General features: G+C 66.3%; 20 protein-coding genes. 11 read left to right on the forward strand and 9 right to left on the reverse strand.

The genetic code is table 11. The annotated features are described in order from the left end of the window. Positions 1 to 3: 3 nt before the first annotated feature. Complete coding sequence (icd, locus tag NG900_RS16995; protein ID WP_252682539.1) at positions 4 to 1,254, reverse strand: NADP-dependent isocitrate dehydrogenase; 1,251 nt, start codon at positions 1,252 to 1,254, stop codon at positions 4 to 6. A gap of 243 nt (positions 1,255 to 1,497) precedes the next feature. Beyond that, entirely contained in the window at positions 1,498 to 1,947 is a 450-nt protein-coding gene (locus tag NG900_RS17000) for a sorbitol dehydrogenase family protein (RefSeq protein WP_252682540.1), read from the reverse strand. A 270-nt stretch (positions 1,948 to 2,217) separates the two neighbouring features. Between NG900_RS17000 and NG900_RS17005 the strand changes: the two genes are divergently transcribed. From NG900_RS17005 to NG900_RS17025, 5 genes are all read left to right on the forward strand, one after another. Continuing rightward, positions 2,218 to 2,430, forward strand: coding sequence for a hypothetical protein (locus NG900_RS17005; RefSeq protein WP_252682541.1), 213 nt, complete (start codon positions 2,218 to 2,220; stop codon positions 2,428 to 2,430). A gap of 188 nt (positions 2,431 to 2,618) precedes the next feature. Further along, positions 2,619 to 4,133, forward strand: coding sequence for a metallophosphoesterase (locus tag NG900_RS17010; RefSeq protein ID WP_252682542.1), 1,515 nt, complete (start codon positions 2,619 to 2,621; stop codon positions 4,131 to 4,133). Next, positions 4,130 to 5,461 carry a cytochrome-c peroxidase gene (locus NG900_RS17015; protein WP_420804164.1) on the forward strand — a complete coding sequence of 444 codons (1,332 nt, stop codon included), beginning with the start codon at positions 4,130 to 4,132 and terminating at the stop codon, positions 5,459 to 5,461. Before NG900_RS17010 ends, NG900_RS17015 begins: the two co-directional genes overlap by 4 nt. 88 nt (positions 5,462 to 5,549) lie before the next feature. After that, positions 5,550 to 6,011 (forward strand): DUF192 domain-containing protein, encoded by a 462-nt coding sequence (locus NG900_RS17020; protein ID WP_252682543.1) that lies wholly within the window; start codon positions 5,550 to 5,552, stop codon positions 6,009 to 6,011. 32 nt (positions 6,012 to 6,043) lie between these two features. Next, on the forward strand, positions 6,044 to 7,003 hold the full coding sequence (locus NG900_RS17025; RefSeq protein WP_252682544.1) for an MBL fold metallo-hydrolase: 960 nt from the start codon (positions 6,044 to 6,046) through the stop codon (positions 7,001 to 7,003). A 9-nt stretch (positions 7,004 to 7,012) separates the two neighbouring features. Here NG900_RS17025 and NG900_RS17030 read toward each other — a convergent pair whose 3' ends face one another. The 3 genes from NG900_RS17030 to NG900_RS17040 form a co-directional block, all read right to left on the reverse strand. Next, positions 7,013 to 7,471, reverse strand: coding sequence for an MliC family protein (locus NG900_RS17030; RefSeq protein ID WP_252682545.1), 459 nt, complete (start codon positions 7,469 to 7,471; stop codon positions 7,013 to 7,015). A 59-nt stretch (positions 7,472 to 7,530) separates the two neighbouring features. Further along, complete coding sequence (locus NG900_RS17035; RefSeq protein WP_252682546.1) at positions 7,531 to 8,499, reverse strand: LysR family transcriptional regulator; 969 nt, start codon at positions 8,497 to 8,499, stop codon at positions 7,531 to 7,533. A 63-nt stretch (positions 8,500 to 8,562) separates the two neighbouring features. Continuing rightward, positions 8,563 to 9,480, reverse strand: a complete 918-nt coding sequence (locus NG900_RS17040; protein WP_252682835.1) for a LysR family transcriptional regulator — start codon at positions 9,478 to 9,480, stop codon at positions 8,563 to 8,565. Between the two features lie 73 nt (positions 9,481 to 9,553). On the opposite strand from NG900_RS17040, the gene NG900_RS17045 reads away from it, so the two are divergent. Further along, complete coding sequence (locus NG900_RS17045; RefSeq protein WP_252682547.1) at positions 9,554 to 11,110, forward strand: MFS transporter; 1,557 nt, start codon at positions 9,554 to 9,556, stop codon at positions 11,108 to 11,110. A 9-nt stretch (positions 11,111 to 11,119) separates the two neighbouring features. Here NG900_RS17045 and NG900_RS17050 read toward each other — a convergent pair whose 3' ends face one another. Together NG900_RS17050 and NG900_RS17055 are read right to left on the reverse strand one after the other, a co-directional pair. Then, positions 11,120 to 11,530, reverse strand: coding sequence for a DoxX family protein (locus NG900_RS17050; protein WP_252682548.1), 411 nt, complete (start codon positions 11,528 to 11,530; stop codon positions 11,120 to 11,122). A 33-nt stretch (positions 11,531 to 11,563) separates the two neighbouring features. Beyond that, positions 11,564 to 12,448 (reverse strand): LysR family transcriptional regulator, encoded by an 885-nt coding sequence (locus NG900_RS17055; protein WP_252682549.1) that lies wholly within the window; start codon positions 12,446 to 12,448, stop codon positions 11,564 to 11,566. Positions 12,449 to 12,554: 106 nt separating this feature from the next. Here NG900_RS17055 and NG900_RS17060 point away from each other — a divergent pair, with 106 nt between their 5' ends. Next, the gene (locus tag NG900_RS17060; RefSeq protein ID WP_252682550.1) at positions 12,555 to 14,183 is read left to right on the forward strand and encodes a gamma-glutamyltransferase family protein; all 1,629 of its coding nucleotides are present in this window, start codon (positions 12,555 to 12,557) and stop codon (positions 14,181 to 14,183) included. Positions 14,184 to 14,286: 103 nt separating this feature from the next. Further along, positions 14,287 to 15,600: an MFS transporter gene (locus NG900_RS17065; RefSeq protein ID WP_252682551.1), complete on the forward strand. Its 1,314-nt coding sequence runs from the start codon at positions 14,287 to 14,289 to the stop codon at positions 15,598 to 15,600. Between the two features lie 31 nt (positions 15,601 to 15,631). Here the strand turns inward: NG900_RS17065 and NG900_RS17070 are convergent, their stop codons facing one another. Continuing rightward, entirely contained in the window at positions 15,632 to 16,231 is a 600-nt protein-coding gene (locus tag NG900_RS17070; RefSeq protein WP_252682552.1) for a hypothetical protein, read from the reverse strand. Between the two features lie 294 nt (positions 16,232 to 16,525). On the opposite strand from NG900_RS17070, the gene ypfJ reads away from it, so the two are divergent. Beyond that, on the forward strand, positions 16,526 to 17,413 hold the full coding sequence (gene ypfJ, locus NG900_RS17075) for a KPN_02809 family neutral zinc metallopeptidase (protein WP_252682553.1): 888 nt from the start codon (positions 16,526 to 16,528) through the stop codon (positions 17,411 to 17,413). Between the two features lie 392 nt (positions 17,414 to 17,805). Here ypfJ and NG900_RS17080 read toward each other — a convergent pair whose 3' ends face one another. Continuing rightward, positions 17,806 to 18,552 (reverse strand): SDR family oxidoreductase, encoded by a 747-nt coding sequence (locus tag NG900_RS17080; RefSeq protein ID WP_252682554.1) that lies wholly within the window; start codon positions 18,550 to 18,552, stop codon positions 17,806 to 17,808. A 137-nt stretch (positions 18,553 to 18,689) separates the two neighbouring features. Between NG900_RS17080 and NG900_RS17085 the strand changes: the two genes are divergently transcribed. Continuing rightward, a complete protein-coding gene (locus tag NG900_RS17085; RefSeq protein WP_252682555.1) occupies positions 18,690 to 20,174 on the forward strand; it encodes a DNA-3-methyladenine glycosylase 2 family protein in 1,485 nt (494 codons plus the stop codon). 5 nt (positions 20,175 to 20,179) lie between these two features. Further along, on the forward strand, positions 20,180 to 20,728 hold the full coding sequence (locus NG900_RS17090; RefSeq protein WP_252682556.1) for a methylated-DNA--[protein]-cysteine S-methyltransferase: 549 nt from the start codon (positions 20,180 to 20,182) through the stop codon (positions 20,726 to 20,728). Positions 20,729 to 20,790 lie beyond the last annotated feature (62 nt).

The following is a 20,790-nucleotide window of genomic DNA, read 5'->3' on the forward strand; positions in this document are numbered from 1 at the left end:
TGCTTACATATTGTCGATCATGACTTGACCAAAGCCCGAGCACGACACTTGGGTCGCGCCTTCCAGCAGGCGGGCGAAGTCATACGTGACCTTCTTCGACAGGATCGACTTCTCGATCGACGAGATGATCAGGTCAGCCGCTTCCGTCCACCCCATGTGGCGCAGCATCATTTCGGCCGAGAGGATTTCCGAACCCGGGTTCACGTAGTCCTTGCCAGCGTACTTCGGTGCCGTACCGTGGGTGGCTTCGAACATAGCAACGGAGTCGCTCAGGTTCGCGCCCGGGGCGATACCGATACCGCCGACTTGCGCAGCCAGGGCGTCGGAGATGTAGTCGCCGTTCAGGTTCAGCGTCGCCACCACCGAGTACTCGGCCGGACGCAGCAGGATCTGCTGCAGGAAGGCGTCGGCAATCGCGTCCTTGACGATGATTTCCTTGCCCGTCTTCGGGTTCTTGAACTTGCACCACGGGCCGCCGTCGATCAGCTCGGCGCCGAATTCCTTCTGTGCCAGCGCGTAGGCCCAGTCACGGAAACCACCTTCCGTGAACTTCATGATGTTACCCTTGTGCACGATCGTGACCGACGGCTTGTCGTTGTCGATCGCGTACTGGATGGCCTTGCGCACCAGGCGCTCGGTGCCTTCCTTCGAGACCGGCTTGACGCCAATGCCCGACGTTTCCGGGAAGCGGATCTTCTTCACGCCGAACTCGTCTTGCAGAATCTTGATCAGCTTCTTGGCCTTCTCGCTCTGGGCTTCGAATTCGATGCCGGCGTAGATGTCTTCCGAGTTCTCACGGAAGATGACCATGTCGGTCTTCTCCGGCTCTTTCACCGGCGAAGGCACGCCCTTGAAGTAGCGCACCGGGCGCAGGCAGACGTACAGGTCCAGCTCCTGGCGCAGCGCCACGTTCAGCGAACGGATGCCGCCGCCCACCGGCGTCGTCAGCGGGCCCTTGATGGACACCACGTAGTCCTTCAGGACTTGCAGGGTTTCTTCCGGCAGCCACACGTCCGGGCCGTACACCTTGGTCGACTTCTCGCCGGCGTAGATTTCCATCCAGGAAATCTTGCGCTCGCCCTTGTAGGCCTTCTCAACCGCTGCGTCCACCACCTTGATCATCACCGGGGTGATGTCGAAGCCGGTGCCGTCACCTTCGATGTAAGGAATGATCGGGTTGTTGGGAACGTTCAGGGAGAAGTCTTGGTTGACGGTGATCTTCTCGCCGGCCGGGACCTTGATGTGTTGATACATGGACGACTCCAGTGCAGACCGCAGGTGAGCGGGTAGACGGTGGGGGTTGACAGCACAGCGCGTCGCCCCGGGGTGGCCGGTGTGACACGCTGCAATGAACTGGTGATTCTAGCGGGGTGCGATGACGCTCTCACGATGCACCGCACAAACTTCAACTCTTATATAAGACACAAGAGTGAATTTCGCATTATGCCGGAAAATTTCACCATCCGCCATAGTCCTGCGCATGGTGAAAACGGCGGATCAGGTGTCCGACAAATCCGCGCCGGCACGGCGTTCGATCTGGGCGCGGGCGTCGGCCAGCGCAGGCGTGGCGCCGACTTGAGCGGTCCAGGCATCGACCAGGCGGCCGAGGGCGGCGCAAAGTTCCCCTTCGTTGTCCGTCTGGAGCAGCCCCGCGAGGCCAGCACCGTCCAGCCCTGGGTGGTGGCTCACCAGCCATGCGAGCGTCCGGACGTGGTCCACAAAGCGGATGTCGGATTGGTACAGCGCGCTGAAGCACAGTAGACCGATCCGGCGGTCCAGTGTCATGCCGGACACCGTCTGCGAGACCAGCATGAAGTCGTCCAGGCTCGACGTGCCCCTGTCGATTGGGCGACGTAGGCCGGTCGCCACGGCGGCCGCGAGCAACGCGCCGCCGCCCAGAAGAAAGTCGCGACGGCGAAAACGAGCGGGCTTGAGGAGGTGGGACACGGCTTGCGGGGCTTGAGGCAGAGGTCAAACAAAATCCGCTCGCATTCTCGAGGGCCGCCGGCACACATCCAATCAGACCGGTCTTAAACACCGGTGGGGCGGGCACCAAATTTGCGCAGCGCACCATCCACCACATGCTGACGCACCCCGCGATGCCCCTCTCAAAAATTTCGGTGCAACGTGTCAACGCGGCTGTAACTGCCTGCGTTATTGCAGATGACTCATTTAGCGGGTCGTTGGTTAACTCACTGATCTATAAAAGGATTCACCATGAAGAAGCTGATCGCTGCCCTGATCGCCGGCCTGTTCGCCACCGGTGTGTTCGCTCAAGCCTCCGCTCCGGCTGCTGACGCAGCTGCTGCTCCGGCTGCCGCCGAAAAGGCTGCTCCGAAGGCCAAGAAGGCCAAGAAGCACCACAAGAAGAAGGCTGCCAAGAAGGCTGCTGACGCTTCGGCTCCGGCTGCTGACGCCGCCAAGCAATAAGCTTGTGTTTCTGTCGGGCCCTCGCGGCTCGGCCGATACAAAAAAAGCAGATGCTTATGCATCTGCTTTTTTTTTCGCCCGCGCGCGGCGGATACCGGAATCCCGAGCCTGCACGCGGGCTGTCAAAATAGCGCCATCAACCTTGGGTACCTTGCGCGTTCCTCACAACAAGAAACAGGGAAGGCGCAATGGAAGTCCGATCGATCTTCGCTCCGGTGCGACGCAAACGCACCGTTCTCACGATGCTCTCTCTTGCCGCGTTGGCCGCTGCCGCCGTGATTGCAGGCTGCGGCGGCTCGTCGTCCGACTCGACAACCACGTCGACGGCCACGCCGTCGGATGCAGCTACGGCTGACGCCAACATCCAGGCCGCATGGGTGGAGATCGGTGACAGCAACCAGACCGTCGTGCGCGCCGTCACCAGCTATACGAACAGCGCCTCCCCCGTCGATAGCTCGGTCTGCCCGCTGCTGACGGTGGACGGCACCGCCACGCGCATGAACCTGCGCGTGGCCGCCGGCACGCCTGCGCAACGCACCACGGCCAGCGCCGCCAGCGATTCGAAAGCGTCGGCCTTCCCCGTCAACGCCTGCGAGGCCACCGTGGCATCGACGGCCAAGGCCGCGTCGATCGGTTCGCGCGTGTTGCCGCTGCCCAAGGCCAACCCGCAGCGCGTGGTGATCCTGGCGGACACCGGCTGCCGCATGAAGAAGTCGAGCAACACGTTCCAGTCGTGCAACGACCCGCTGTCGTGGCCGTTCGCCAATGCCGCCACCACGGCCGCTGCAATGAACCCCGACCTCGTCCTGCACGTGGGCGACTACCACTACCGCGAAAACGCCTGCCCGCCCGACGTGGCCGGCTGCCAGGGCAGCCCGTGGGGCTACGGCTGGGATACGTGGCAGGCTGACCTGTTCCAGCCGGCCGCCCCGCTGATGGCCGCCGCCCCGTGGGTGCTGGTGCGCGGCAACCACGAGGAATGCGCGCGCGCCGGTCAGGGCTGGTACCGCTTCCTGGATCCGCGCCCCTACTCCGCCGCCCGCTCGTGCGACGACCCGGCCAACGACACCGGCGCCAACGCGTCGGACCCGTATGCGGTGGCTATCGGCAGCGACACACAGGTCATCGTGTTCGATTCGGCCAAGGCCGGCACGACGGCATTGGCGACCACCGACCCGTGGTTCCAGACCTACCAGAAGCAGTTCAGCGCGGCGGGCACGCTAGCCGCCAAGCCGGGTGTGATGTCGATCTTCACCAACCACCACCCGATCCTGGGCTTCGTCCCCATCGCCGGCAGCACGCCGCTGGGCGGCAATGCCGCGCTGCTGTCGGTCATGAACAGCCTGAACGCCACGGCCTACTACCCGCCGGGCGTGCAAGTCGCGCTGCATGGCCACGTGCATGACTTCCAGGCCATCAACTTCACCAGCAACCACCCGGCGACCATCGTGGCGGGCAATGCAGGCGATTCGCTCGACGTGGCCCTGCCCGATCCGTTCCCGGCCATCAGCCCCGCTTCGGGCGTGACGGTCGGCAGCATCTCGCACAACAATTCATTCGGCTTCATGGTGATGGACCGCCAGCCGGCGCCCGCCAAGGGCTGGCTGTTCAAGGCGTACACCGTCAACGGCAAGCTGCTGACGACCTGCACGCAGAACGGCTCGAGCCTGGTGTGCGACAAGACCGGCTTCGTTGCGCCTTGAAGCGCGTGAGCCTCACGCTGCTGGTTGCTGCGGCACTCTTCTCGGGTGCGGCGGCGGCCGAATCGATCGGCATGACGCCCAAACTGGACGCCGTGCCGCCGCCTGCCGAATCGACGTCGTTCAAGCCGGAGCCGAACCTCATCGCGCTCGGCAAGCGGGTCTTCTTCGATGCGCGGCTGTCGGAGCCGCAAGGCACGTCGTGCGCGGCGTGCCATGACCCGGCCCGCGCCTTCGCACCCACGCTCAAGGGCGAGGCCCTGCGCATCGGCGTACCGGCCGGCAGCCGGCCCGGGCACGTGGCAGCGCGCAATGCGCCGTCGCTGCTGTATCTGCGCTACGTACCGCATCGCTATTTCTTTCAGGACGACGACGCGAGCTTCCCGTCGCCGTTCGGCGGCTTCTTTGCCGATGGCCGCGCCAACACCCTCGCCGAGCAAATCCATGGCCCACTGCTCAGCCCCGATGAAATGGGCAACCGCTCGCCGCAAGCGCTGCAACGCAAGATCGCCGGCACGGATCTCGGCCAAGCGCTGACGAAGCAGTTCGGCGCCGGTGCGGTACGTGAACCCGAACGCCTCATCGACGCGCTGGGCAAGGCGCTGGAGGCCTATTTCCAGAGCGACGAGATGGCACCGTTCACTTCGCGCTTCGATGACTTTTTGCGCAAGCGCACGCCGCTCTCCGCCGCCGAGATGCGCGGCCTGGCGTTGTTCCGCAACCCCGACAAGGGCAACTGCGCGTCGTGTCATCTGATGGTGGAATCGTCGTCGCGGCCGGAGCGCTCGCTGTTCACCGATTTCGGCTATGACGCCATCGCCGTGCCGCGCAATCCGCTGCTGCCCGCCAACAAGGACGCCAAGCACTTCGACGTCGGCCTGTGCCAGACCGCCCGCAAACTCAAATGGCCGGAGCCCGACCAGTGGTGCGGCTACTTCCGCACCGCGGGTCTGCGCAACGTGGCGGTGCGCCAGACGTTCATGCACAACGGCGTGTTCCGCACGCTGCGCGACACGGTGGCTTTCTATGCCACGCGCTCGACCGATCTGGCGCAGTGGTATCCGAATGGCAAGCGCTTTGACGACGTGCCCGCCAAGTATCAGGGCAACATCAACGTGAACGCCGTGCCGATGAACCGCCGCCCCGGCACCACGCCCGCGCTCACGGAAGGCGAGATCGACGACATCGTCGCTTTCCTGCGCACGCTCACCGATGCGCGCTATGTGGCGTTGATGCCCGATCCGGCCGCCGACAAGGCACGGTCGGCGCATGCATCCAAGGCCGGCATCAAGACGGTCGCCATCGAACGCCAGAGCACAAACACGCGGTAACAACTTCGTCCCGGCCTTCGGCGCAATCTCATTGACGGTGGTTGGCCGAGTGCCGATCATGGTGCGTTACATTTTTTACCCACACGCCATGACCACCCTTTCCCGCCTGCTTGCCGGCCTGTGCCTGTCCATCGCCGCCTTCACCACCACTGGCGCCTTCGCGCAAACCCCGACCGGCCCGAACGTCGGCCTGCCCGTGGCCAACCTGACGATCGGCATGTACAAGATCAAAGCCGAAGTGGCCGCCACCCCGCAAACGCGCGAGACGGGCCTGATGTTCCGCAAATCGATGCCCGAAACGGCGGGCATGCTGTTCGTGTTCGATGAATCCGCCGGCCATTGCTTCTGGATGAAGAACACCGACCTGCCGCTGTCCATCGCCTTCATCACCGACGACGGCACCATCTCCGACATTGCCGAGATGAAGCCGCAGACGGAAGACAACCACTGCCCGACCCGCGCGGGCAGCTATGCACTGGAGATGAACAAGGGCTGGTTCGCCCGCAAGGGGATCAAGCCCGGCATGAAGGTCGGCGGGCTGCCCCGCTAAGCCCAACACAACACGAGAGAGGAGACCGCCGCATGCACGCTTTCGACAACAACCGTCGCCGCTGGATGCGGCAGGCTGGCGCCCTGGCCGTGGGTGCTGGCGTTGCCTCCGCAGGCTGGCCGCTCGCCTCGGCCGCCGATACGCCCAAGGGCACGCGGCTGATCCTGCTGGGCACCGCCGGCGGGCCGACGCCCAAGAAGAACCGCGCGGCACCGGCACAGGTGATTGTCATCAACGGCGTATCGTATGTGGTCGATTGCGGTAACGGCGTGGGGCGCCAGTACGTGAGCGCCGGGCTCAAGCTCAAGGACATCCGCCACGTCTTCATCACGCACCAGCACTCCGACCACAACGCCGATTACGGCACGCTGATGCTGCTCGCCTGGGCCACCGATCTGACCGGCCCGGTGGATGCCTGGGGCCCACCCCCGCTGGCCGCGATGACGACCAAGTTTCTCGAACTCTACGACTACGACATCCGCACCCGCATCGCCGATGAAGGCCGCCCGCCGCTGGCACCGATGATCCACCCGCACGAGATCACCGCAGGCGGGCTGGTCATGCAGGACGCCAACGTGAAGGTGACGAGCGCGCTGGTCAAGCATCCGCCGGTCGCGCCTGCGTTTGCCTTCCGCTTTGATTCGGCGGACCGCTCCATTGTCATCTCCGGCGATACGGCACCGAGCGAGAACCTCGTGCGCCTGGCTTACGGCGCCGATGTGCTCGTGCACGAAGTGATGCACCTGCCCTCGCTGGACAAGCTGCTGTCCACCGAGCCCAACGCCAAGACGCTGCGCGAGCATCTGCTGGCCAGCCACACCTCCACCGAAGACGTCGGCCGCATCGCCACCGAGGCGAAGGTGAAGACGCTGGTGCTGTCGCACTTCGTGCCGGGCGGCTATCCGTTCCTGGAAGATTCGGTCTGGCTGGATGCGGTACGCCCGCACTTCAAGGGCGAGATCATCGTCGGGCGTGACCTGCTGGAAGTCTGACCTGGCCGGCTACTGCGTCGTCTCGTTGCAATTGCGGTAAAGCGGATTGCGGTTGCCGGGCAGGGTCTCATCGGCGAGAAAGCCGGTGGGGCCCTTCGTCCACCACACGTACGGGCCCGACGCATATCGGGCACCCGAGGCAGCCATCACATTGGCGAAGACCAGCGTCTTGCCGTTGAGCGTCATGGCGGCCAGCGGCGTTTCACCCACCGTCATGTATTTCACGGAGAGCGTCTTGCCGCTCTCGCACGTGTAACGCACGTCGCGCATGTCGCGCGGGGACAGCGCGGAATACGCGCGCGCCTGGTCGATGGCCTTGTCCAGGCCCGCCTTGGCAAAGTCGAGCGCGGTGTTCAGATCGGCGGGCGACATGCCCGGCACCGGCGATTGCTGCGCGGTGGCGATGCCACTGAACACGCCGGCGCCCAGCGCCATGCCAAACATCACTGCGGTTGCAATGCGACGCATCAATCGGTCTCCTTGGCTTCGTCATCGGAAGCCGGTTAGACGCACGGGCGGCGGAAAAGTTAGTCCGCGGTGTCGTCCGTTTCTGCGGCGGCGGGGCTGAGCACGAATGGCGTGGGTTCCACGCGCCGCGGCAACTCATCGGACAGCGCACGCGCGGCTTCGGCAAAGCACTGCACGAGACTGTCAGCCAGCGACGACGGCGCGTGATGCTCGGCACGCATGGCGCGCACGTCGAACGTCTGCGCGGGCTCCAGCGCGAACAGCGCGATGCGGTCCATGCTGCCGGTGGCCGCCGTGAACTGATCGAGCATCGTCACGCCAAGCGACTCCTCCACCAATGAGCGCGCCAGCGAATACGTCTGCACCTCCAGTGTCGACTGCGGCGCCAGCCCACCGCGCGCCAGCGTCTGCCCGACGAGCGAGCCCAGCGAGATCTGATCTTCCAGCCCGATGAACGGCTTTTCGGCAATGAGCTTGTGCAGCGCGCGCCCATCCGTCTTGCCACCAACCCACGCGCGCGGCGCCGCCAGCAGGATGCGGCCCTGCGCCACCGGCGTGGTGCTGATGGCCGGGTGCACCGGCGGCGCAAACGCAAAGCCGACGTCGATGTCCTGCGAGAGCAGGCCCTGCACGATCTCGGCGGTGTGGTGCGTGAACACGCGCACCAGCGTATCGGGATGGCGTTGCGAGAAGCGCCGCACGGCGGGCGCGAGAATGCTCGGCGCCAGGCTGGGCGTGGCCGCCACGCGCAATCGCCCCGCCCCCTTGTGACGCAGATTGGCCGACACGCGCCGCACGCGCTCGACCTCCTGGTACAGGCGCTCGACCTCGCTGAACAGCTCGAACGCTTCGGCGGTGGGCTGCAGGCGGCCCTTGGTGCGATCGAACAGGCGGAAGCCGAGCTGCAGCTCGGTATGCTGCAGCACACGCGTCACCACGGGCTGCGACACGTTCAGCATGCGCGCCGCCTCGCTGACGGTCCCGACCAGCATCACAGCGCGGAAGACTTCGATCTGGCGCAGACGCATCGTCGCCCGTCCTCACATCCGAATGGGAAAGCGCCGATTGTGACATCCGGCGCCGTTCTTCGGCTAGGCCGGGTTTGCAGACGCCGGTGTGGCGGAAGCGCCCTCCGCTTCCAGCGCATCCAGAAACACGCGCACCTTACGCGGCACCAGCTTGCGCGCAGGCATCAGTGCGTACACGCGCAACGCCGTCAGTTCGAAATCGGGCAGCACGCGCACGAGCCGGCCGGTGGCGACTTCGGCATCGCCCACGGCGCGGGCCATGCGCGCCACGCCCAGGCCGCGCACGGCAGCGCGCGCGCGCATCTCGGCATTCAACGTCTGCAGACGCGGCTGGATGGGGACTTCGATCGGCTCGGCCGTGGGGTCGCCGACAGGGCGGAAGGCCCAGCTCGCATCATCGGGGCCGGACAAACACGGCCAGCCTGCCAGATCGGCGGGCGTCTTGAGCGGCGGGCGTTCCGCCAACAATGTCGGCGACGCGTACAAACCACGCGGGATCAGCACCACGCGGCGCGCCACCAATGAGGAATCCGGCAGCACCTGGTCGACCATCACGAAGACGATGTCGTAGCCGCTGGCCAGCAGGTCGGGCTGCTCCCATGAGATGTGCACCTGGATCTGCAGGTGCGGATATTTCTCCAGCGTGCGGCACACGGGCTCGGTCAGGTGCTGCGCACCCACCTCGTACGGCGCGGCGATGCGCAGCGTGCCAGCCACGGTTTCACTGGCGGCGGTGGTGTCGGCGTGCACTTCACGCAGACGCTCGAACAGTGGGGCGATGTCGTCGTAGAAGTGCGAACCCGCTTCGGTCAGCCGCAACTGACGCGTGGTGCGGGTCATGAGCCGCACGCCCAGGGCGGCTTCCAGCCGTGATACGGCGGCGCTGGCGGTCGATTTGGGGATGCCCAGGGCCTCGGCGGCTGCGGTGAAGCTGCCGGCTTCCACCACGCGGCAGAAGGTTTCCCAGTCGTTCCACTCCATTGTTCGCATGACTGGACAGTGTTCCTAAAGTTGGCCGTTTATCCGGCTGGCGGCCAAGTTTATGCTCGGGCACATGTCGCTGCAAATCCTCCGGCCTGCTTCTCTGCGGGCGTTTCCGCATTTCTCTTCGGCGCGCGTCCATGCATTCGGATTGGCGCTGGGCCTGTCTACGGGCCTCGATTTCGTCTCTTCGCAGATGTTCGCCGTGGCGGGCCAGCACATCCAGGGCGGCGTGCATGCGAGCCCCGAGGCGTATCTGTACGCTGTCACCGCCTATGCCGTGGCGGCAGTGGTGGCCAACCTGGCCATCGGCCGCATTGCCGCGCACGTGGGCTACCGGATGTACTCCCTGGTGGGGATCGTGCTGTTTGCCATCGGCTGCGTGGTTTGCGCGCAGTCCAACAACATCGGCGAGCTTGTCATCGGGCGGACGATCCAGGGGCTCGGTGCGGGCGGCCTTTTCTCAGCGTCGCGCATTCTGGTGCAGCTCACGGCCGAGCCCGATGAGCGCATCCCGCCGATGATGATGTTCAGCGTCGGCCTGTTCGGCCTGACCACCATTGCGCCGTGGATCTGCGCCGAGGTGCTCGAATACAGCGAGTGGCGCGTGATCTTCTGGATCGAACTGGCGCTGGCCGGATTCGCGTGGATGGCGATGTTCTTCCTGCCGCCCGAGCACCATCAGCCGCGCACGCGCGCCGCCCGCCGTCCTGACGAATCGCCGCCGGAAGACAGCCAGTGGGATTGGGTTGGCGTGGGCGCCATGGCCATCGGCGCGCTGTCGTTTCTGATGGGCCTGTCGGAGCTGCGCTACAGCCGGCTGACGGCTTCGCCTCTCATTCCGCTGCTGCTGCTCGGCGGTACGGCTTCGCTGCTGTTGGCCATTCACCGCCTGCGCACGCACCCCGATCCGTGGCTCGACCTCTCGCGCCTGAACGGCCGCCGCTACCTGTGGGGCATCGGCTTCTACGGCGTGTATTACCTGATGAGCGGGTATTGGTCGTACCTGTTTCCGGCGGTGTCGCAAGGCGGCCTGGGCTTCACGTTCCGCACCACCACGCTGTTCCTGATGATCAGCGGTGCCGTGTCGACGGTGGTTGCCGTGGTCATGACGATCTGGCTGCCGTTCTTCTTCCGCAAGCGCCGCTTCATCGCCATCGGCTTTGCCGTGTATGCGGCGGCGGCGCTGCTGCTGGGCACGAGCCTGATGCCGGGCGCGCCGGACTACGCGTTCTTCCCCGTGTCGATGCTCGAGGGCATCACGCCGGGCGCGGTGATGATCCAGGTGGCGATGATGACCTACCTCGATCTGGACCGCGAAGACTTCGCGCACGGCTACCAGATGAAGAACATCGCACGCCAGTTCGCCACGGCGGTGGGCACGGGGCTCGCAGCGGTGTCGCTGCAGACACAGCAGGCAGAGTCACGCTCGCTGATCGTCGCGCACGTCACGCGCTTCACGTCCGATCTGCAGGCCGCCGGCCCGCTCACGCCGCAACGGCTGGCCAGCCTGTCGGCCGAGATCGACCGGCAGGCCACGCTGCTGGCCGGCACGCAGCTCTTCAGCTGGTTTGCGGTGGTGTGTGGCGTGCTGGCCGTGGTAGTGCTGGTGCAGCGCTCGCTGCGTTAAGCGCACCCACTACGACTTCTGCACCGCGTATTTCCCCGGCCCCACGGCAGCGAGCAGGAACAGCCCGCCCATGATGCTGAGGTTCTTGTAGAACTGGATCTTGTTGGCGGCTTCCATGGCGCCTTCCATATCCCAGTAGCTGTGGGCAATGAACGACGTGCCGAGCACGAAAAACGCCATCAGAATGGCCAGCGGCCGGGTCCAGAAGCCGATCAGCAAGGCGATGCCCACGCCAAACTCCATCACGACGGCAACCGCGGCGGCTACGGTCGGCAGAGGCGCCCCGGTGCTGGCCATGTAGCCCACGGTGCCCTGGAAATGCATGAGCTTGCCCCAGCCGGACATCACGAACAGCACCATCATCAGGATGCGGGCGAGCAGAATCAGCTCGTTGCGCCAACGTTCGATGCTTGCGTTCATTGCGTCCTCCGGACAGGGTTGAGTGTCTGCAGTCTAGCCGCTGGAACTGCTAAGTGTAGTTTCGAGCGCATCGAGTACCGCCTGAATCACACCGTGCCGCACGTGCTCGCGGCGCTCGATCATGCCGACCGTGCGCACGGGCGTCTGCGGCGGCATGGGGAGCACGCGTAGGGCGGGATCGCTCTCCCAGCTGGCACGGCGCAGGCGCGGCACCAGCGTCACGCCCACCTGCTGGCGCACCAGCTCGACAATCGCCTCGATCGAATTGACCTCGATGAACTCGTTGACCGCCATGTGCGTCTTGCGCAGGGCGCGGTCGATCAGCGCGCCGGTGCGCACGGTGCGGTCGAAGCGCAAGAACGGATGCGTGCGCAGGACTTCCTCGGCGCGCCCGCGCGTGTGACGCCCCGCCACGACCACCAGCGGCTCGGTGTAGAGCGGATGCCACGCCAAGTTGGCCGGCAGCCGCTCCAGGTGCTCAACCACCAGCGCGCCGTCCAGGTCGCCCGCCTCCACCTGCTCGGCCAGTTCACCGGACTTGCCGGTGATGAGCTTGACGTCGAGCCCCTTGTGCACCTGCTTGAGCCCCGCCACCGCATGCGCAAGCGACCCCATGACCGACACCACCGCCCCGATCGCCACCGCGCCGGATAGCGCCGTCTGGGGCTCGTCGCCGATGCGCATGGCGTCGTACAGGCCCAGCAGGTGCTCGGCCTGCGGCAGCAGCGCGCGGCCGTGCGCATTGAGCGTGACGGTGCGCCCCGACCGGTCGAACAGGTCCCGGCGCAGTTCGGCCTCCAGCGCGCGCATCTGCAGGCTGACGGCAGCCTGCGTGAGCGCCACACGCTCGGCGGCGGCGGCAAACGAGCCATGGCGCGCCACGGCAACAAAGGTGCGAAGAAAGCGAACGGTGCTCACATGCGAACCAACAAGATTTTCTTAAGCAAGATCAAATGAATTTTAACTTTATTAAATCCTGTGCGAGGCAAATAATCGACGCTCAAATCCATCCCGCTTGAGCACCATGTCCCACCGCTTCGATTGGCAGAACCCCTATCCCACCGTGCGCATTCCGCTGTTTGCGCGCAACGTGGTGTCCACCTCGCACCCGCTGGCCGCGCAGGCCGGGCTGCGCATGCTGCTCGCTGGCGGCAGCGCCGTGGATGCGGCCATCGCCGCGGCGGCCATGCTGACTGTGGTCGAGCCCGTCTCGTGCGGCCTCGGCAGCGATGCGTTCGCCATCCTGTGGGACGGCCAGCAACTGCATGGTCTGAACGCCTCCGGCACCGCGCCACAGGCGTGGAACCTCGACTACTTCCGCAAGAAGTACGGCGAAGACGCCAACGGCGCCCCGAAGCGTCCGATGCGCGGCTGGGACACGGTGACGGTGCCCGGCGCAGTGTCTGCCTGGGCCGCACTGCACGAGCGCTTCGGCAAGCTGCCGTTTGCCGACGTGCTGGAACCCGCCGCCGAGATTGCCGAACGCGGCTACACCGTCTCGCCCATCGTGGCGCACAAGTGGGCCGCGGCAATCCCCGCGCTGCACGACCAGCCCGGCTACGCACAGGCCTTCATGCCGCACGGCCGCGCGCCGGAAGTGGGCGAGAAATTCCAGTTGACCGATGCCGCTGCCACGCTGCGCCGCCTCGGCCAGACCCACGGCCGCGACTTCTACGAAGGCGAACTCGCCGAGCGCATCGCCGCCTACTCGCGCGAATGCGGCGGCGGCATGACGGCGCAAGACCTGCGTGACTATCGCCCGGAGTGGGTCAAGCCCATTACCAAGGGCTACCGCGGCTACGACCTGCACGAGATCCCGCCGAATGGCCAGGGCATCGCCGCGCTCATTGCGCTGGGCATTCTCGACCGCTTCGACGTGGCGTCCATGCCCGTCGACTCTGCCGATTCGCAGCACCTGCAGATCGAGGCGATGAAGCTGGCGTTTGCCGATCTCTACAAGTACGTGGCCGATCCGCGCAGCATGGAAGTCACGCCGGAGCAGATGCTCGACGATGCGTACCTCGATGCGCGCGCCAGGCTGATCGACATGGGCCGCGCACAGGTGCCCACCTTCGGCATGCCGCGCGCCGGCGGCACGGTGTACCTGACGGCCGCCGACGAGAACGGCATGATGGTCTCGTTCATCCAGTCCAACTACATGGGCTTCGGTTCGGGCGTGGTGGTGCCGGGCACGGGCATCAGCCTGCAGAACCGCGGGTTCGGCTTCTCGATGGGTGCACGCTCGGCCAACGTGGTGGAAGGCGGCAAGCGGCCGTTCCACACCATCATTCCGGGGTTCCTCACCAAGGATGGCCAGCCGCAGATGAGCTTCGGCGTGATGGGCGGCGACATGCAGCCGCAAGGCCATCTGCAGACGCTCGTGCGCATGCTGGACTACAAGCAGCAGCCGCAGGCCGCGTGCGACGCACCGCGCTGGAAGGTCAACCGCGACTTCACACTCGACGTGGAAGCGACCATGAACGCCGACACGGTAGCGGCGCTGGAAGCGCGTGGGCACAAACTTGAATCAATCGCCGATCCGTACATGGACTTCGGCTCCGGCCAGTTCATCTGGCGCCTGTCGGACGACGCTGACCACGGCTACGTGGCCGCCAGCGACAGCCGCCGCGACGGCCACGCGGTGGGCTTCTGACGAAGCTCCCGCCGCACCAGCGCGTTGACCCGTGGGACCGGGCGGGCAACGCACTGCAGCTTCCATAAAAACGATCCCGGCCGGCACCAAAGGAACCCCCACCATGACCGCCCCGATCGCGGCGAGTGCTGCCGCGCCCTCGCATCCTCCACTCACGTCTGCACACGCGCGCCGCATCGTCATTTCGTCGTCGATCGGCAATGCGCTGGAGTGGTACGACTTTCTCGTCTACGGCTTCTTTGCATCCGTCATCGGCAAGCTGTTCTTTCCGGCGGATGACGAGTGGGTGTCGCTGCTGTTTGCGGTGGGCAGCTTTGGCGTGTCGTTCATCACGCGGCCGGTGGGCGCGATCGTGCTCGGCATGTATGCCGACCGGAAGGGGCGCAAGGCGGCGCTCACGCTGTCGATCCTGTTGATGATCGTCGGCACGCTGGCGATTGCCGTGATGCCGAGCTACCAGCAGATCGGTATCGTCGCGCCGGTCACCATCCTGCTCGCGCGGCTCGTGCAGGGCTTTGCGGTGGGTGGCGAGTTCGGCAGCGCGACGGCCTTCATGGTCGAGCACAGCAAGCGCGGGCGCGGCTACTACGCGAGTTGGCAGTTTGCGAGCCAGGGCATTGCGACCATCCTTGCCGCGGGGCTCGGTGCGCTGCTGACAGCATCGCTCACCCCGGCAGACCTGGAGGGTTGGGGCTGGCGGCTGCCGTTCATCTTCGGCCTGCTGGTCGGCCCGGTCGGCTTCTACATCCGCCGGCACCTGGACGAGACGCCCGAGTTCGTCGCCGAACAGAAGAAGACGACGGTCGACCCGCAAGCGTCGTTCAAGGCGCAGTGGGGCAACCTGCTGCTGGCGGTGGGCGTGGTGGCGCAGTCGACCGTGTCGGTGTACGTGCTGCAGCTCTACATGCCGACGTATGCCGTCAAGCAGCTGCATCTGCCCGCCGCGCAGTCATTCGGGGTGGTGGTCCTCAATGGCGGGCTGCAGTTTCTGCTCTCGCCGGTGATGGGCGCGCTGTCGGATCGCATCGGCCGCATCCGCATCATGCTCACCACGTCGGTGCTGATGATCCTGCTGATCTATCCGATGTTTGCGCTGCTGCGCGCGCATCCGACCATCGGCGCGCTGCTGGCGCTGCAAGCCGTGTCGGGCATCTTCAAAGCCGCCTATTCGGGCCCGATGCCGGCGCTGATGTCGGAGATCTTCCCCACGCGCGTGCGCTCGACGGGGCTGTCGCTCGGCTACAGCCTGGGCGTGACACTGTTCGGCGGGTTCGCGCCATTCATCGTCACGTGGCTGATCCACACGACCGGCGACACGCTGGCGCCCAGTTATTACGTGCTGACCGCAGCCGTGGTGAGCGGCATTTCACTGACGGTGATCGCGCTGCGCCAGCGGCGCATGGCACGCATGGCCTGAGCCGGAGTGTGATGGCGCCCAGTGATGGCACTCAGGCGCCCTTGTACCAGGCTGCGTTATACGGCGCGAGGCCATGGTGGGTGTAGCGGTTGCCCCGATGGTGGCGGCGCGCCTTGGCCGGAGCCGGCGCACTGCCCTCTTCGATCGTCTCGCGTTCTGCCACGGTGCGGGCCCGCGGCGCCTGCACTTGCGAGTAGACGCGCTGCTCCATCCGGTCGCGCGCCGCAGCCACGCGGTCGGGTGAGTCGGGCGGCAGCGACGTTTCAGCCACAGCAGGAGCCGATGCCGCAGTCGCGCCCGGCGTGGCGGCGTTGGCGGGGCCGGCCGCCACGGCTACGCTCATCGCATCGCTGGCCTGGGTGGCCGTGGGCCTGTGGCTCGCAAGGCTCTGCACCCACGGCGCGTGGTACATCCCCACGTAGATGGCGCCTGTGACGGCAATCAACGCGGCCGCCACGCTGCTGAATGCGCCGCCCACCACCGCCCGCGACACGCGCCTCCACCATGGCTCGTGCTCCGCCGCCGGCTGCTCCGCATCCGACACCTGGGTCGGATCCACATGTGTGGCAGCGAAATGCGACGCATCCTTGGGGTCCGGTGGTTGAGCGGTGATGGAAGCAGGCAGGCGCATGATAAGAACTCAGGGTCATGGATCGGCAGCGTCACCCCCTGCCGATCGTGATTCGGAAACCGCCGCATGTCATCTGTGTGACAGCTGAACGGAGGATGAGCAGCCTTGGCTAACAAGTTTCGTGCCGGGCTTTGTGCGTCGCCACAAACGTCCGTCAACCTTTGCCAGCACGCATCCGCCATTGGGCCGCAGACGATTTCGGCGACCGCCGCCATGCCCGTACGCACACACAGCAGGTAGACTTTGCAAAGTTTATCGGGTGTGACGCCCGACTTGCCATCAAGGAGAAACACCGTGCGTTGGGATGACATGCGCGAGAGCAACAACGTCGAGGATGAGCGCGAATCCTCGGGCGGCGGCGGCTTCGGGGGCGGCGGCATGCGGCTGGGGATCGGCGGCATTGCGGTCGTGGCCATCGTGGGCTTGCTGATGGGCAAGAACCCGCTGGAAATCCTGGGCATGGTGATGCAGGTATCGCAGAACACGCCCGTGCAATCCGCCCCGCACAACCCTGCCCGCCCCACCGGCGAGACCGACAACGACCGCAGCAAGCAATTGGTCTCACACGTGCTGGGCGACACCGAAGACACGTGGTCGCAACTGTTCAAGCAGGCCGGCCGCGCCTATCAGCCGCCCAAACTGGTGCTGTTCCGCCAAGGCATCCGCTCGGGCTGCGGTGACGCCACCTCGGCAGTCGGCCCGTTCTATTGCCCAGCGGACACCAAGGTCTACCTCGACCTCGGCTTCTTCGACGAGCTACGCCGCCGCTTTGGCGCCCCGGGGGACTTTGCCGCCGCGTATGTCGTGGCGCACGAAGTCGGCCACCACGTGCAGAACCTGCTGGGCGTGTCGGAGAAGGTCAGCCGTGCGCAGGCGGGCAAATCGCAGGCGGCGGCCAACGCGCTGTCGGTCAAGCTGGAGTTGCAGGCCGATTGCCTGGCCGGCGTATGGGGCCACTACGCGCAGCAGCGCGGTTTGCTGGAGCGCGGAGACCTGGAGCAGGCGCTCACCGCTGCGCACGCCATCGGTGACGACACCCTGCAGCGCAACGCGGGCCGCAGCGTCACGCCCGACGCCTTCACGCACGGCTCTTCGGAGCAGCGCATGCACTGGTTCCGCCAGGGCTTCGACGCCGGCGACCTGCGCCAGTGCGACACCTTCCGCGCCGGCGCCGACGCCTGAGCGCAAACAAAAATGGGCATGCTGTCACGCATGCCCAACCGCTTTCTTTCCGATCCGCTCCACGCAGTCTTGACGCTGCGCAGAGCTTGCCGGATCGCGCTTCTCCCCGCTTTTAGATGTCTGTGTAGAGCGTGTGCCTGGTGCTGCTGTCGAACACGCGGTAGCTCAAACCATGGCCGGTGCGCTTTGTCTGCATGGGACCCCGTTCGCTGATTCTGCGTTTTCCCGTTGACTCGGTCGGAGGCGCTCTGTCGGCGTGTGCCGGGGGTGCCGTGACTGCTTTTGACCACAACGTCCCGCCGCCATCGTAAGAACGGGCGCCGACCCGCGCATCCCCCAATTTGGGGATGCTGCGGACCCGCCAACGGAGGGAAAAAGTCGGGAGCGGTAGTTCAACGGCCGCCGCTGCAATCGAGCAGCGCGCCCGTCACGTACGACGCCGCATCGGAGAGCAGCCAGACGATGGTCTCGGCCACCTCTTGCGGCGTGCCGGCGCGGCCGATCGGCGTGGTGGCGCCCAGGCGCTGGGCGCGGTCGGGCTGGCCGCCGGAGGCGTGGATGTCGGTTTCGATCAGGCCGGGGCGCACGGCATTGACGCGCACGCCGTCGCGGGCCAGTTCGCGCGCGAGGCCCAGCGTCATCGTATCGACGGCACCCTTGGAAGCGGCGTAATCGACGTATTCGTGCGGCGAGCCCAACCGCGACGCCGCCGACGACACATTCACCACCGAGCCGCCCACGCCGCCGCGCGACGTCGACAACCGCCGCGCCGCTTCGCGCGCCACGAGGAAGGCGCCCAGCACATTGGTCTCGAACATCGTGCGCAGGCGGTGCGTGGTCATGTCGGCCACGTCCTGCGCCTCGGCCACGATGCCGGCGTTGTTGACCACGCCATGCAGCGGCCCGAAGCGCCCCGCTGCCGCCTCGAATAGTGCGATCACATCCTCGTCGCTCGACACGTCGCCCTGTACGGCCAGCGCATGGCCGCCGGCCTGTTCGATGAGACCGACCGTCTCTTCCGCCGCCTGCCGGTTGCCGCGATATTGCAACGCAACAGACCAGCCGCGTTGCGCGCACAGCACCGCCGTGGCACGGCCGATGCCGCGGCTGCCGCCGGTAATGACGATGGTCTTGGACATGCCGATCTCCCGATGTGTTGTTGTGCTTGCATTGTGCCGATATACCGACTTCTCGGCATCGAGGGAGATGTCCGTTTCCGGCGAACGTGCCCACCTCGACAGGGCTAGACTAGCTGCCAGCTCCCCCGATCACCACCATGCACCTCGACCACAACGCCTGCTACCACGCCGTACAGTCGCGCGACCGGCGCTTTGACGGCTGGTTCTTTGTCGGCGTGACCTCCACCGGCGTATATTGCCGCCCCGTTTGCGCGGTCCGCACGCCGCAGCAGAAGAACTGCCGCTTCTTCGCCACGGCCGCCGCCGCCGAGCACGCGGGCTTCCGCCCGTGCCTGCGCTGCCGACCGGAACTGGCACCAGGACACAGCCTGGCCGAGATGTCATCCAACCTGGCGCGCGCAGCGGCCCGCATGATCGACGAGGGTTTCCTGCAGGAGCACGACCTGGCGGCACTGGCCAACGCGGTGGGCGTGACCGACCGCCACCTGCGCCGCATCTTCCGCGCCGAGTTCGACGTCTCGCCTATCGACTATGCGCAGACGCAGCGCCTGCTGCTCGCCAAGCGGCTGCTGACGGACACCGCCATGCCTGTCGGTGACATTGCCTTTGCAGCGGGCTTTGGCAGCGTGCGGCGGCTGAACAGCGGGTTCATGGAGCATTACGGTTTTGCGCCGACCCGCCTGCGGTCTCGCACAACCGCAACGCACCCCGAAGACGGCCCCACGCTCATGCTCGGCTACCGGCCGCCGTTTGCATGGGGGGCGTTGCTTGAATTCCTGCGAGCACGCGCAATCGATGGCGTGGAGGTGGTCAACAACGACAGCTACGCGCGCACGATCGCGGTGGACTATGCCGGCGCACGGCACACCGGCTCCCTGCACGCGCGCAATGTGCCGCAGCGCCACGCGGTGGCGCTCACGCTATCACCCAGCCTGCTGCATGCCATGCCGCCCGTGCTGGCGCGCGTGCGGCGGCTGTTCGATCTCGATTGCCGGCCCGATCTGGTGGACGCGCATCTGGGCGCGCTCGCCGCCGAGACCCCGGGCTTGCGCGTCCCTGGCGCCGTGGATGGTTTTGAGATTGCGGTGCGCGCCATCGCCGGGCAGGTCATCTCGCTGGTGCAGGCGCGGCACATCCTGGCGCGCATGGTGGCAGCGTTTGGCGCGCCGCTGGAGCAGCCGAGTGACCGGCAGTCCGGGCTGTCGGTGACGTTCCCCTCCGCAGCCGCGCTGGCCGCAGTCGATCCGCAGGCGCTATCCGCGCAGACCGGCCTGCAGGCCAGCCGCGCCGCTGCCGTGGTGGAACTCGCCCGCGCCATCGAAGGCGGCAACCTGCGGCTTGAACCCCTGGTGCCGCTTGCGCCCACGCTGGCCGCGTTGCAGGCGCTGCCCGGCGTCGGCGAATGGACGGCGCAGTACGTCGCCATGCGCGCGCTGGGCTGGCCCAATGCGTTTCCGCTGGGCGACTACGTACTGCGCAAACGCCTCGCCAACGGCGATGGTGCCCTGCCCACGCGCCGCGCCATGGTCGAACGCGCCGAACCGTGGGCGCCATGGCGCGCCTATGCCGCCATGCATCTCTGGCACCGGGAAGATGCCCTTGCGGATACCGTTTCCAGCTGAACGCCATGTACCGCCATACCTTTCCCTGTCCGCTCGGCGACATGCTGTTGACCGCCACCGACACCCACCTGACCGGCGCGTTCTTCACCGGCCAGAAGACGATTCCCGTGAATGCTGCGCGCCTGTCGCTGGGTGCGGATGTGCCCGTCATTCAGGAGGCCCAGGCGCAGTTCACGGCGTACTTTGCCGGCAGGCTGCACGACTTTGACGTGCCGATGGCGCCCGAAGGTACGCCGTTCCAGCAGGATGTCTGGCGCCTGCTGTGCGAGATCGCGTTCGGCAGTCGCACCACCTACGGCCAGATCACCGCGCGCCTCGGGCTCACGCGCGAGCATGCACGCGCCGTGGGCACCGCTGTCGGACGCAACCCGATCTCGATCGCCATCCCGTGCCACCGGGTGGTGGGCGCCGACGGCGCGCTCACGGGCTATGCCGGCGGGCTGCCGCGCAAGGCTGCGCTGCTGCGGCTCGAAGGCCATCCCGCGCAGGTCGGCGAACGCCTGCCCATGCCCGGCGATGATCGCCAGGGCACGCTGGCGCTCGCGCCTGCATGAAACGCCAATCGCGCGGACAATGCGCGCACATCTCCGTCATGCAACGTCACCCAACACTCGCG

The organism is Ralstonia soli (assembly GCF_023955655.1).
Taxonomy (GTDB): domain Bacteria; phylum Pseudomonadota; class Gammaproteobacteria; order Burkholderiales; family Burkholderiaceae; genus Ralstonia; species Ralstonia soli.